Origin of the sequence: Promineifilum sp. (SeqCode), from assembly GCF_041918635.1 — a bacterium.
In the GTDB taxonomy this organism is placed as follows: domain Bacteria; phylum Chloroflexota; class Anaerolineae; order Promineifilales; family Promineifilaceae; genus Promineifilum.
In genome coordinates this window covers 1-13,217 of the sequence record NZ_JAYRVJ010000805.1, presented here as the reverse complement: position 1 = coordinate 13,217, position 13,217 = coordinate 1, and the positions used below count along the sequence as shown (strand labels likewise).

10 protein-coding genes are annotated in these 13,217 nt (G+C 64.5%); 8 read left to right on the top strand and 2 right to left on the bottom strand.

Annotation, left to right across the window (positions count from 1 at the left end):
• From ACE3UY_RS22965 to ACE3UY_RS22930, 8 genes are all read left to right on the top strand, one after another.
• The coding region (locus ACE3UY_RS22965; RefSeq protein WP_374689795.1) for a long-chain fatty acid--CoA ligase at nucleotides 1-1,449 on the top strand (1,449 nt) is incomplete at its 5' end.
• Between the two features lie 53 nt (nucleotides 1,450-1,502).
• Nucleotides 1,503-2,309, top strand: a complete 807-nt coding sequence (locus ACE3UY_RS22960) for an alpha/beta fold hydrolase (RefSeq protein WP_374689794.1) — start codon at nucleotides 1,503-1,505, stop codon at nucleotides 2,307-2,309.
• Nucleotides 2,310-2,547: 238 nt separating this feature from the next.
• Nucleotides 2,548-4,017 (top strand): substrate-binding domain-containing protein, encoded by a 1,470-nt coding sequence (locus ACE3UY_RS22955; protein ID WP_374689793.1) that lies wholly within the window; start codon nucleotides 2,548-2,550, stop codon nucleotides 4,015-4,017.
• A 100-nt stretch (nucleotides 4,018-4,117) separates the two neighbouring features.
• Nucleotides 4,118-4,894 carry an ABC transporter ATP-binding protein gene (locus ACE3UY_RS22950; protein WP_374689792.1) on the top strand — a complete coding sequence of 259 codons (777 nt, stop codon included), beginning with the start codon at nucleotides 4,118-4,120 and terminating at the stop codon, nucleotides 4,892-4,894.
• Between the two features lie 102 nt (nucleotides 4,895-4,996).
• A complete protein-coding gene (locus ACE3UY_RS22945) occupies nucleotides 4,997-5,716 on the top strand; it encodes an ABC transporter ATP-binding protein (RefSeq protein ID WP_374689791.1) in 720 nt (239 codons plus the stop codon).
• A gap of 27 nt (nucleotides 5,717-5,743) precedes the next feature.
• Complete coding sequence (locus tag ACE3UY_RS22940) at nucleotides 5,744-7,243, top strand: branched-chain amino acid ABC transporter permease (RefSeq protein WP_374689790.1); 1,500 nt, start codon at nucleotides 5,744-5,746, stop codon at nucleotides 7,241-7,243.
• A 73-nt stretch (nucleotides 7,244-7,316) separates the two neighbouring features.
• The gene (locus tag ACE3UY_RS22935) at nucleotides 7,317-8,387 is read left to right on the top strand and encodes a branched-chain amino acid ABC transporter permease (RefSeq protein ID WP_374689789.1); all 1,071 of its coding nucleotides are present in this window, start codon (nucleotides 7,317-7,319) and stop codon (nucleotides 8,385-8,387) included.
• 80 nt (nucleotides 8,388-8,467) lie between these two features.
• Nucleotides 8,468-10,738 (top strand): glycoside hydrolase family 3 C-terminal domain-containing protein, encoded by a 2,271-nt coding sequence (locus tag ACE3UY_RS22930; protein WP_374689788.1) that lies wholly within the window; start codon nucleotides 8,468-8,470, stop codon nucleotides 10,736-10,738.
• A gap of 65 nt (nucleotides 10,739-10,803) precedes the next feature.
• On the opposite strand, the gene ACE3UY_RS22925 is transcribed toward ACE3UY_RS22930, so the two are convergent.
• Nucleotides 10,804-12,519 (bottom strand): CARDB domain-containing protein, encoded by a 1,716-nt coding sequence (locus ACE3UY_RS22925; RefSeq protein ID WP_374689787.1) that lies wholly within the window; start codon nucleotides 12,517-12,519, stop codon nucleotides 10,804-10,806.
• Between the two features lie 320 nt (nucleotides 12,520-12,839).
• On the bottom strand, nucleotides 12,840-13,217 hold a 378-nt coding region (locus tag ACE3UY_RS22920; RefSeq protein ID WP_374689786.1), incomplete at its 5' end, for an ATP-binding cassette domain-containing protein.

The window sequence follows — 13,217 nt, the reverse complement described above, 5'->3', positions numbered from 1 at the left end:
GCCAACGCCTTTCGGGCCTTGGGCATTGAGAAGGGCGACCGGGTGGCGATCCTGGCCCAGAACAGCATCGTCTACGTGGACTTGCTATACGGCCTGGCCAAGATCGGGGCCATCTTCGCGCCGCTCAACTGGCGGCTAACCGCGCGCGAACTGGTCTACATCGCCGGCGACAGCCGGGCCAAGGCCATCATCTGCGCCCCCGAATACGTCCCGCTGCTGGCCGAGATACGCCAGGAGATCGACTTCCCGCTCGTCCTGACCATCGAGGGCGCGCCGGTCGAGGGCGCGCTGTCCTATGAGGCGTGCGTCGCCGCCGCGCCCGCCGCTGAGCCGGAGCGCCCGCCCCTGAGCGGCGAGGACATCTGCTGCCTGCTCTACACCTCCGGGACGACCGGCCGGCCCAAGGGGGCGATGTTGCCCCACCGGCAGGTGGTGTGGAATTGCATCAACACCGTCATCAGTTGGGGGTTGGGGGCCGACGACGTCTCGCCTATCATGACCCCGATGTTCCACGCCGGGGGGCTGTTCATCTTCCTGACGCCGCTCTTCTACGTCGGCGGCAAGATCATCCTGGCCCGCAGCTTCGACAGCGAGGCCTCGCTGGCGCTCATCCAGCGCGAGAAATGCACCGTCGTCCTGGGCGTGCCGACGCTGTTCCAGATGTGGCTGAGCAGCCCGGCCTTCGCCGCGGCCGACTTCAGCGCCGTGCGCTTCTTCGTCAGCGGCGGCGCGCCCTGCCCCCTGTCGCTCATCGCCGCCTGGCGGGAGGCCAAGGGCGGCGTGTTCCGCCAGGGGTACGGGCTGACCGAAGTCGGCGTGAACTGCTTCACCATGACCGACGAGGAGTCGGTGCGCAAGGTCGGCTCGGTCGGCAAGCCCATCTTCCACAGCCGGATGCGGATCGTGGATGAGGCGGCCCAGGACGTGGCGCGGGGCGCGACGGGCGAACTCGCCATCTGGGGGCCGCACGTCTGCGCCGGCTACTGGGACAACCCCGAAGCCACGCGCAAGGCGCTGCGCGACGGCTGGTTCCACACCGGCGACATGGCCCGCCAGGACGACGACGGCTACTACTACCTGGTCGGCCGCTATAAGGACATGATCATCAGCGGCGGCGAAAACGTCTACGCTGCCGAGGTGGAAGCGGTCTTTCTGGAGCATCCGGCCGTCGGCGAGGCGGCGCTGATCGGCGCGCCCGATGAGAAGTGGGGCGAGGTGGGGCTGATGGTCGTCGTGCCTCGCGCTGGGCGAACGGCCACCCAGGAGGAGTTGCTGGCCTTTTGCCAGGGCCGCCTGGCGCGTTACAAAGTGCCCAAGCGCGTCATTTTCGCCGAGGCGCTGCCCTATTCGCCGTATGGGAAGGTGATGAAGGCGGAGTTGAAGCGCCTCTACGTGGAGCAGGGGGGCGGGGGAGCGGGGGAGCAGGGGAGACCAACAACCAACGACTAACACAGGTGCGACCCACTTTCTGAAGTGGGTTGCACCTTGCACAAGGAGACCTTATGCCAACCGTTGCCACCAATGGGATTAACCTCTACTACGAACTCCACGGGTCGGGTGAGCCGCTGGTGCTCATCGCCGGTCTGGGTTATGACGGCTGGATGTGGCACAAGATGATCATGGGCCTGGCCGAGCAGTTCCAGGTGATCAGCTTCGACAACCGGGGCGTCGGCCAAAGCGACAAGCCGGCCGGCCCCTACACCGCCCACATGCTGGCCGCCGACACGCTCGGTATGCTGGACGCCTTCAGCATCGACAAGGCCCACATCGTCGGCCACTCGATGGGCGGCTTCATCGCCCAGGCCATCGCCGTCGAACACCCGGAGCGGGTGGATAAGCTCGTCCTGTCGGCCACCAACTTCGGCGGGCCGCGCCACGTCCCGATCACGCCTGAAGCGATGGCCGTGCTGACCGACCTGTCCGGCGACCCCATCGAGCGGCTGCGCCGGGGCATCGCCATCAGCTGCGCGCCCGGCTTCGCCGAGAAGAACCCGCAACTCATCGAGGAGTGGGTTGGCTATCGGGTGCAGCACCCCATCGACCCCGTCGGCTACCAGGCGCAACTGGCGATCGGCCTGTCGCTTATCCCTGAGGCGGCGTCGTTCGAGCACCAGCTGTCGGCCGTGCGCGCGCCGGCGCTGATCCTGTTCGGGGAGCAGGACAAGGTGGTGCCGCCGGGCAACGCCGAGCTGCTGGCCGCCCGGATACCCGATAGCCGGATCGCGATCCTTCCGAACGCGGGGCACTTCTTTCCGTTTGAGGTTCCGGACGAGGCTAACCGGGTAATTACACAGTTTCTCAAAGGGTGATTGTACTGCTCGTAGTCAGGCAATTCATTGCCGTTCTTTCGCCCCAGAAAGAAGAACGGCAATGAATTGCCTGACTACCAACCTGTAACCTTGCTGTAACCAGCAAGTGCTATAAGCAACCTAGACCGCGCCTCGCCGCGGCCCACTGGGAGTCTGTGTGCTGTGCGCGGTAGGGTAGTGTGGGCGAGTTGCGCTCTGACGCGACTCGCCGTCATGTCCGAGTGATGGAGGAGAATCCATGAAAAACCGTCGAATGTTGTTTTTACTGTTGTCACTGGTGACCGTGCTGGCGCTCGTGTTGGGCGCGTGCGGCGGAGGCACAACCCCGCCGGCGGCCACGGAAGCGCCAGCCGAGAGCGTTGAGGAGCCGACCGAGGCCGCGGTGGAAGAACCGACCGAAGCGCCGGCCGAAGAACCGACCGAGGCTCCCGCCGAGGAACCCACTGAAGCGCCGGCCGAGGAGCCGACCGAAGCCCCCGCTGAAGAGCCAACGGCCGAAGCGACCGCCGAGGAAGCCGGCGAGCAGCCCTTCGCCGGTGAGGAAGTAGTCATCGGCCTGATGACCGACAAGTCCGGCGCGCTGGCTATCTATGGCCCCAGCCAGACCCAGGGCTTCTACCTGGGCCTGGAGTACGCCACCGAGGGCACGATGGAAGTCGCCGGCCGGCCGATCGTCGTGGTTGAGAAGGATAACGGCAGCGACCCCGACACCGGTGTGCAGCAGGCCCGCGAGCTTATCGAGGCTGAAGGGGCGGATATCCTCGTCGGCAACGTGAGTTCGAGCGTCGCCCTGGCGACCATTCCGGTGGCCGAGGAGAACGACGTCATCTACATCGCCGAACCGGCCGCGGCGCCGGCCATCACCGCCGAAAACTTCAGCCCCAACACCTTCCGCACCAGCCGTACCAGCGTCCAGGACGCCCTGGTCATGGGTAGTGGTCTGTTGGGCATGGGCGAGACGTTCGTACAGATCGCGCCCGACAACGCCTTCGGCATCGGCTCGGCCTGCGCTTTCTACGCCATCGTCACAGCCGGCGGCGGCCAGTTCACGACCAACGACACGGCCGAGGGCTGCGGCACGATCTACGCGCCGATCGAGACGACCGATTTCACGTCCTACATCAACCAGATTCTGGACTCCGGCGCCGAAGTGCTGATTGTCTCCTGGGCCGGCGCGGGCTTCGCGCCGATGTTCCAGCAGATGAGCCAACTGGGCGTCTTCGACGAGATGACCGTCGGCACGGGCGTGGGCGACAACCAGACGCTCGCCGCCGGCTATGCGGACGCCATCGGCGTGGTCGGTATCCAGGTCTATCACTACACGCTGCCCGACAATGAGATCAACGACTGGCTCGTCGAGCGGCACATGGAAGAGTATGGCACGCCGCCCGACCTGTGGGCCGCGGGCGGCATGATGGCCGCCATCATGGCCGTCGAGGGGCTTGAGGCCACCAACGGCGACGCCAGCGCCGACGCGCTGCGGGCCGTCTACGAGGATGAATTCTCGTTCGAGGGGCCGAAAGGCACGACGACGATCCGCCCGGCCGACCACGTCGCGTTGCAGACGCTCTACTTCGTGCGCGTCGTCAACGTGAACGATTCGGAATTCAAGTTCGTCGAGTTGGTGGAGGAGTTTGGCCCGGAGCGGACCGTGCCGCCGTGCGCGCTGGTCGATCCGTACGCCGAGCGCTGCCCGCCGGCAGAGTAATCCTGTAACGCTGTTCACGGAGGGCGGCCGCAGGGTCGCCCTCCGGTTCTCATCGTAGCCGCCGCCGGCTGCCCCGGCGGCGCGACCAGGCAGATGCCTCATGGAAGACGCGACCATTCTGGAAACCCAGGACTTGCGCAAGGCTTTCGGCGGGCTGGTGGCGGTGGCGGGCGTCAGCATGAAGGTCAAGGCCCACACGCTGCACACCATCATCGGGCCTAACGGCGCGGGCAAGACCACCTTCTTCAACCTGTTGAGCGGCAACATCCGCCCCAGCGGCGGCCGGGTCATCTTCAAGGGGCAGGACATCACCAACGTGCCCGCCCACCGCCGCGTTCACTTGGGTATCGGCCGCTCGTTCCAGATCACCAACGTTTTCCCCAACCTGAGCGTCCTGGAAAATGTGCGTCTGGCGGCCCAGGCGATTGGCATAGATAGCTTCAAGTTTTGGCAGCACTACCGCCACTTCAGCCAGTACGAGGAGCGCGCCCGCGCCATCCTGGCCCAGGTCGGGTTGGCGGCGCAGGCCGACCTGCCGGCGCGCTTGCTGCCCCACGGCGGCAAGCGCAAGCTGGAGTTGGGCATCCTGCTGGCCTCCGATCCGGAGCTATTGCTGCTCGATGAGCCGACAGCCGGCATGGCGCGCGAGGAGATTCCAATGCTGATGGAGGTCATCCAGAGCATCCGCGACGCCGGCAATAAGACGATCATCCTGGTCGAGCACAAGATGGACCTGGTCATGAATGTCTCCGACCGGATCACGGTGATGCATCAAGGGCAGCTGTTGGCCGAGGGCAGCCCTGTCGAGATCGCCGGCAACCCCACGGTGCAGTCGGCGTACCTGGGAGACCTGTACGGAGACCTCACGAAGAGTTAGGGGCCAGGGACCAGGTTCCGGGGCCAGGGAAGAGCGTTCTTAGCTCCCCCGCTCCCCTGCACCCCCGCTCCCCCGCGCTTTCCCACTACCCTCGGGAACACGATGACAACAGCCACGCAAAACAACGTCCTGGAAGTCAAAGATATTCAGACCTTCATCGGCCAGTTCCACATCCTGGACGGCGTGTCGGTGGACGTGCCGGACGGCAGCATTACGGTGCTGCTGGGCCGTAACGGGGCGGGCAAGACGACGACGCTCAAGTCGATCATCGGCCTGACCCCGCCGCGCCACGGGGCCATCTCCCTGTTCGGCAAGGAGATACAGGGCGAGCCGGCCTATCGCATCGCCGCCAAGGGCATCGGCTACGTGCCCGAACACCGGGCCATCTTCCGCGACCTGTCGGTAGAGGAGAATCTGCGCATCGCCGAGCGCAAGCCGGGCGACCTGGCCCGCCGCGCCGACTTCATCTTCGATCTCTTCCCTGACCTCAAGCGGCTGATCAAGCTCCCCGGCGGGAACCTGTCTGGTGGGCAGCAGCAGATGTTGGCCGTGGCGCGGGCGCTCGTGCCCGAGAACCGGCTGCTGCTCATCGATGAGCCGAGCGAGGGGCTGGCCCCGGTGATCATCGAGCAGATGATGGTAGCCCTGCGCCGGCTGTCGGCCCATACCACCGTCCTGCTGGTGGAGCAGAATTTCATCATGGCCAGCCAGTTGGCCGACCGCTATACCATCATCGAAACGGGCCGGTCGGTCAAGAGCGGCCTCATGTCCGAACTGGTCAACGATACGGCGACCATCAAGCGCTATCTCGGCGCGGCGTAGGAAATTGGGGGTTCTATGGGCGGGATAGTGAAGAAGAACCGAGGACTGTTGATCGTGGTGGCGATTGCCGTCGTCCTGCTGGCGACCGTCTTGCAGGGGATGGAGCCGAAGGTGTGGATGTCCGTCATGCTGTCGGGGGCGACGCTGGCGGCGCTGTACTTCCTGGTGGCCTCGGGGCTGTCGCTCATCTTCGGCCTGATGGACGTGCTCAACTTCGCCCACGGCGTTTTCTTCGTGCTGGGGGCCTACGTGGGGCTGTCCACCTTCATGAACCCGCGCCTGCTGTTCAACACGCTGCCGTTCCTCTTTGTCGTCATCGGCGCGGCCGTGTTGGCCCAACATCTGGGGCGGAACTTTTGGGGCCGCGTCCACGATAAGCGCACCCGGCAGATCGTCTCGGTCGCGTTGATGCTGGCCGCGGCGGGCATCATCATCCTGGCCTTGCGCGGCTTCCCGATCCGGGCCATCAACGCTTTCAACATCACCGCCGTCGGTGGGGCGGTGAGCACGGCCGAGGCCCAGGAGCCGATGGTCGCCATGCTGCGGCGCGTGTCGCTGTTGCTGCTGGCGGGCGTCCCGCTGGGGCTGTTGCTGGCCCCCAAAGAACACCAGGACGAGTTACCGCCGCGTCCCGTCTGGCAGACCGCGCTTATCGCGGCGGTCGCGGTAGTCATCGGCTATGCCCTCTTGCTGGTGCGCGATCCGGGCGAGCAATTCCTGTTGGCGCTTTCGCCCGATCTGCGGTTCCTCCTTGCGCTGCTGCTGGGCACGATAGCCGGGGCGTTGGCCGGGGTGCTGGTGGAGACGGCGCTCATCCGGCCTTTCTATGGCAACCCGGTGACCCAACTCGTGCTGACCCTGGGCCTCAGTATCGCCGGCATCGACCTCATCGAGGCCGTATGGGGCGAAGAGGGCAACCCGCCCATGCCGCCGCCCTCCATCTTCAACGCCAGTTGCCGGTCGGACACGCTATTGGGCTGGTTCAGCGAGCATTGCCAATCCATCGATGTACTGGGCCGGGCCTTCCCGACCTACCGGCTGTTCATTATCCTGGTCGGCGTGCTGGTATTCGTGGCCGTGGGTCTGTTGCTGCGCCGCACTCGCATCGGCATGATCATCCGCGCCGGGGTGCAAGACAGCGAGATGGTGCAGGCGTTGGGCATCAACGTGCGCCAGGTGTTCACCTTCGTGTTCGCTCTGGGGTCGGCGCTGGCGGCCATGGGCGGCGTCATCGCCGCGCCCTACCTGGGTGTCTTTCCAGCCATGGGCGGCATCTTCCAGTTGCAGGCGTTCATCGCCGTGGTCATCGGCGGCATGGGCAGCTACGTGGGCGCGGCCGTCGGCACGATCATTCTGGGCATGGCGCGCGCCTTCGGCGACCACTTTGTGGCGGCGGGCATCACGTTGCCCTTCCTGGACGCCGTCATCAAGGGCAGCCCGGCCATCGCCCGCGCCTCGACGGTGCTGATTATGGCGATTGTGCTACTGGTCAAGCCGGCGGGTATTTTCGGCAAGAAGGAAAATTAGGGGATAGGGATTAGGGGCTAGAGAAGAAGGTTCCGTTCTAGCCGCCTAATCTGGCTCCTAAAGAGGATTATTCATGGAAAAGAGTCTGGCCCTCCCCTCTACGTCCCCCGTCCAGAAATGGGTTCGACAGTGGTGGCCCTACCTGCTGGTGTTGGCATTCCTAGTGCTGTTCCCTCTCATTGCCGCCCTCACCATTGACGATGCCAGCGCGGTGCAGGAAGGGGCAGGGACGCTGGACAGGCTCATGCAGCGAGCCGAAAGCGGCTACGCCAAGTTCTGGCAGGGCATGATCATCCAGATGCTTATCCTGGGCATCTTCGCCATGAGCTATGACCTGTTGCTCGGCTATAGCGGCATCCTCTCCTTTGGCCATGCCATGTTCTTCGGCACGGGCGGCTACGCCATCGCCATCCTGATCGGGCGTAACTTCAACTGGCCGTTCGGCCTGGCGCTGGTGGCCGTGGTGGTCATCGCCCTGGTTCAAAGCCTTGTCTTCGGCGTACTCTCGTTGCGGGTCAAGGGCGTCTACCTGGCCATGGTGACGCTGGCTTTCGCGGAGATGTTCTTCATCCTGGCCGAGGCTGGCGACTTTCGCGCCTATACCGGAGCGGATGACGGGTTGCATGGTTTTCCCGTCCCTGCCTATCTGAGCGCCACCGACCACCGCACGCGCTTCTACTATCTGACCCTCATCTTCTTTGTGGCCGTCTTCATCATGGCCAAACGCCTGGTTGATTCGCCCACTGGCAAGGTGATGATCGCCAGCCGCGAGAACGACAACCGGGCGACGATGATCGGCTACAACACCTTCTGGTTCAAGTTGATCGCTTTCGTCTCGGCCGGCGTCTTTGCGGCGTTGGCCGGGGCGCTCTCCGCTCTCTACCAGGTCAGCGTAACCCCCTCGATGTTGAGCGTGGGGCGCACCATTGACGCGCTGGCCATGACCATCATCGGCGGCGTGGGCACGCTCGTTGGGCCGATTATCGGCGCGTCCATCATCCAGTTACTCGGCTACTGGTTGGAACGCTGGTTTGGTTCATCGTGGACGTTGATTTACGGCATTATCTTCATGCTGATCGTTATCTTCCTGCCGCGTGGTATCATTGGCACACTACGAGGAAGGAAGGTAGGGGCTAGGGACTAGGGGTTAGGGGCTAGGGAAGAAGCGCTCTTCCCTGGTCCCTAGTCCCTAACCCCTAGTCCCTAGCCTCAGAGGAGATATCAATGCTCACCATTGAAGAACGTATCGCGCACATGACGCTGGAGGAAAAGGCGGCCCTTTGCACGGGCGAGGGGCCGTGGCGGACAACCCCAGTGGAACGGCTGGGCATCCCCAGCATGGTGATGACCGACGGCCCGCACGGCGTCCGCTGCGTCACCGACCTCGATCTCATCGTCTGCGATAGCAAGCCGGCCACGTGTTTCCCCACCGCATCCTCCCTGGCCGCGTCGTGGGACGTGGCCCTGCTGGAGGAAGTGGGGCAGGCATTGGCCGAGGAGGCCATCGCCCTGGGCGTGGACATGTTGCTTGGCCCCGGCGTCAACATGAAGCGCACGCCGCTCTGCGGGCGCAACTTCGAGTACTTCTCCGAAGACCCCTATTTAGCCGGGGTGCTGGCGACGGGCCTCATTAACGGCATCCAGAGCCGGGGCGTGGGCGTGTCAATGAAGCATTTTGCGGCCAACAATCAGGAGTACGAGCGCTTCTCGATCAGCGCCGAGGTGGACGAACGGACGCTGCGCGAGATTTACCTACCCGCCTTCGAGATGGCCGTTACTCAGGCGCGCCCCTGGACGCTGATGTGCTCCTACAACCGCATCAACGGAACTTATGGCTCCGAGCACCACCAACTCCTGACCGACATCCTGCGGGATGAGTGGGGCTTCGACGGCTTCGTGGTTTCCGACTGGGGCGCGGTGCACGACCGGCCGGCGGCCCTGCGGGCCGGCCTCGACCTGGAGATGCCCGGCCCCAACCCGTCGCGCGTGCGGGCGGTCATAGAGGCGGTGCGGAACGGCGAGCTGGACGAGGCCGTGCTGGATAAGTCGGTGGGGCGCATCCTGCGCATCGTTGACCGGGCCGCGGCGACGCCCAAGGGGGGCGACTTCGACGCGAGCGCCCATCACGCGCTGGCTCGCCGGGCGGCCGCGTCGGGCATGGTTTTGCTGAAGAACGATGGCATCCTGCCCCTGCGTGACCCGCGCCGGCTGGCGGTGATCGGCCGCGCCGCCCACGATCCCTACATCCAGGGCGGCGGCAGTTCCCACGTCCACCCGACTGAGGTCAGCGCGCCGCTCGACGAATTACGCCAACTGCTACCCCCGGATGCCACCATCGTCCACACCCCCGGCTACCCGGAGGGGCAGGACTTCGATCAGGCGCTCATCGATGAGGCCGTGGCCGCCGCGGAACAAAGCGAGGTGGCCCTGCTCTTCATCGCCCTGCCGGCCTATAAGGAGTCGGAGGGGTACGATCGTCCCGACCTCGACCTGACCGAGCAGCAGGTGGCGCTCATCCAGGCCGTCAGCGCCGCGCAGCCGCGGACGGTGGTCATCCTGAACAACGGCTCGGCCGTCACCATGAGCGCCTGGATCGACGGCGTGGCGGCGGTGCTGGAGGCGTGGATGATGGGTCAGGCCGGCGGCGGGGCCATTGCCGACATCCTGCTGGGGCGCGTCAACCCCAGCGGCAAGCTGGCCGAGACTTTCCCGCTGAGGTTGGTCGACACGCCGGCCCGCATCAACTATCCGGGCGAGAACGGCGTCGTGCACTACGGCGAACGGCTCTACATCGGCTATCGCTACTACGACGCCAAAGAGTTGCCCGTGCTCTTCCCCTTTGGCTATGGGCTGAGCTACACCTCGTTCGCCTATGGCAACCCGCGTCTCTCGACCGAGAGTTTCCGGGACGTGGACGGTCTGACCGTCAGCGTGGACGTGACCAACACGGGCGAGATGGCTGGGGCCGAGGTCGTGCAGGTGTACGTGCACGACCATGAGGCCCGGCTCGGACGGCCCTATAAGGAACTGAAGGGGTTCGCGCGGGTCTATCTGGAACCGGGGGAGACCCAGACCGTTACCATCCCGCTCGACTTCCGCGCCTTTGCCTACTATCACCCGACTCACCGGCGCTGGGTCACAGACGATGGCGCGGTAGACATCCTCATTGGCGCGTCGGCGGCCGACATCCGCTGCACACTGACAGCGATGCTCCACTCCACGGTGGAGCTGCCCTCGACGCTGAACCGCGAGTCCACGATTCGGGCCTGGATCGACGATCCGCGCGGCCGTAAGGTGCTGGAGCCGCTGCTCAGCTTGTTCCAGGCGCAAACCGTTACGCTCGGTGGCGAAGATGGGGCGGCGATGCTGGGTATGGACACCGGCGGCCTGCCGATGGACATGCCGCTGCTGGTGCTCCTGCACTTCCAGGGCTCGAGCGCGCCGCCCACGCCGGAAGAGATGGTCGATATGCTGCTGGCGCAGGTTAGGGACTAGGGGCCAGGGGTTAGGGGCTAGGGAAGAGCGCTCTTCCCTAGACCCTAGCCCCTAGACCCTAGTCCCTATTTCCAGCGTGTGATCGGCAAGTACGTCGTGTACGGATAGTCGCCGGCGGGATAGACAGTTACCACACCGCCGGTTGTCACGTTGTCGCTTTCGTCACTCTCGTTGATTTCCCCGCCGCTGTCGACCTTGGCCCAATAGCGATACGTTCCAGGCGACAGGTCAGGCCAGGTGACGCTGACAGTCCGCGCGTTCTGCCCCCAGGAGCAGCCGGCTACCGACCCCGTCACGGCCGGCTTCACCACAGCCGAACCGATGGGGGTGGTCAGCGCGGCGTCGGCGTAGAACGTGATGACAAACGGCTCGACCACACTGAGCGTCTCGCTGTTGCGGAACGAGGCCGTGATGAGCGCATCGGCTCGACCGTCCGCTTCGTCGGCCATCAGGATAACCGCGGTGTCGCCCTCCGCGGTGAGATTGGAGACGGCGTTGGCCCAGGCTTCTTCACGGAAGGCTTGCCCGACGAGCGTCAGGGCATCCGGCGACCCTGGCAGATGAGTCGCATAATCATCTGAGAGCAGGTTGCTGGAGTCGCCGATCAGTTCCGGCGTGTGCAGGCTGTACCACAACCAGCGCTGCACCAGCCGAAAACCATCCTGGGGATACCCAAGCTCCGGGTCTTGCGTGTTCTCCATGAAGTGGGCCGTCTCGCGCAAGAACGTCGCCACGCGCTCGGGGTACATGCAGCGGCCGAACTCATCCTGGCGGCGCTCGCACGTCCCGTCCGCCTGGCCGCCTTCATAGGCGAAGAGGCTGCCGTATTCGGAGATGATGAGCGGTTTGTCCTGCTGGCCGTGCTCTTTCATCCAGCGCCGCAGGTTATAGACCTGCTCGCGGAAAATGCGGTCGCTATCATGCTCGGCCTTGCAATAAACGTCGGGGCGCGGATCGTTGGCGGCCAGGTCGGGTTGATGAGGCGAGGGGCAAAGGTTGGGGTCATTCGTGGAAAAGTAGGCCAGGTTCGGATCGGTTCCCAGGGCGATCTTGCCGTCGGCGTAGTGAGGCTCGAGCGACATCGTCCGTTCCGGCAAGATGTAGATGTGAACGTTCCACACGTCAACCGGCATGTCCACACCATAGCGCGCCCGATACGTATCCCAGACGATGTCCAGGTATTGTAGACGCCCCGGCGTTCCCATCGTCACCGAGCCAATGGCTACCCGAGCGGTGGGATCGATGCCCTTGATGTAGTGGTACACCTCGTGGTAGGCGCGGGCGTAGATATCGGGCATGATGTTGTCCTGGCGGGTGTTGTCGATCTCGATCTCGTTGCCCACCAACCATATCGCGCCGGGCCGCGATCGTACATAGGGACCGAGACCCCGAAACGTGATGCCGTTCTCTTCGTAAGACTCCGTCAGAGGGGGCAGGACCCTGTACCCGGGCAGGCGCGCGCCCTGGCTGTCAAAGAGCTGTCTCAGGCGAATGGTAGAGACGAACTCCGCGTGGGGTTCAGCCGGCTCGTAGTGGTTGAAGTTGGCGAACCACCCGGCGCCGAGCATCGGCGTCCAGGCCAGCATGGGCCAGGGGGTGAAGAGTTGGCTGATACCGTAGCGGCAGTTGGTCGGCGAGGGCAGCGCGTCGCCGGGCTGCGGCGCGCGCGCCGGCTGAGCGGAGCGCCCCAGCGTCTGCGCCGTGGCCGCTTCTGTGGCTGTCCCTTCCCGTTCGCCCGCGATCAACGCTATAGTCAGGACGAACCAGAGTGCCAGAACCATGCTCGTTCGGGCTGATAGCGTGCCTATCATTTGTGACCTCTCGTATTATTCGAATGCGTTTTCATCCCGGCCTTGCACCGGTCTGTGCTCGATCCACTCTATGAGATTGCAGCGCACGTTGTGGTCACATTGTGGTGTACTGCTTGCTGGCGCAGGGAATTAAAGTCCAACATGCTGAAAAAGGCAACTGTGATAGTTGCCTTTTTCGATGAGTCTTAACTTGAAGGCGATGTGAGAATCCACAGATTTCACAGATAACGCGGATTGCCGCCGTTCGTGGCGGCAATCCGCGTTATCTGCTACTGGTCAATGAGGCTTGATTAAGAGACTCCGACCGGCTCCGCCTCGACATCCAGTTCCTCTTGATCTTGCGTCGAACGCCGGAACTGGCTCATATACAACTCGTAGTATTTGCCGCGCGCCGCCAACAGGCTTTCGTGCGTGCCCCGCTCCACGATCTGGCCGCCATCGACGACCAGCACCTGGTCGGCGTGGCGGATGGTGCTGAGCCGGTGGGCGATGACGAAGCTCGTCCGCCCGCGCAGGAGTTGCTCCAGCGCCTTCTGTATCTCCCGCTCAGTGCGCGTGTCCACGCTGCTGGTGGCCTCGTCCAGGATGAGGATGCGCGGGTCGATGAGGGCCACGCGGGCAATCGACAACAACTGTCGTTGGCCCTGGCTCAGCCCCGCGCCGCGCTC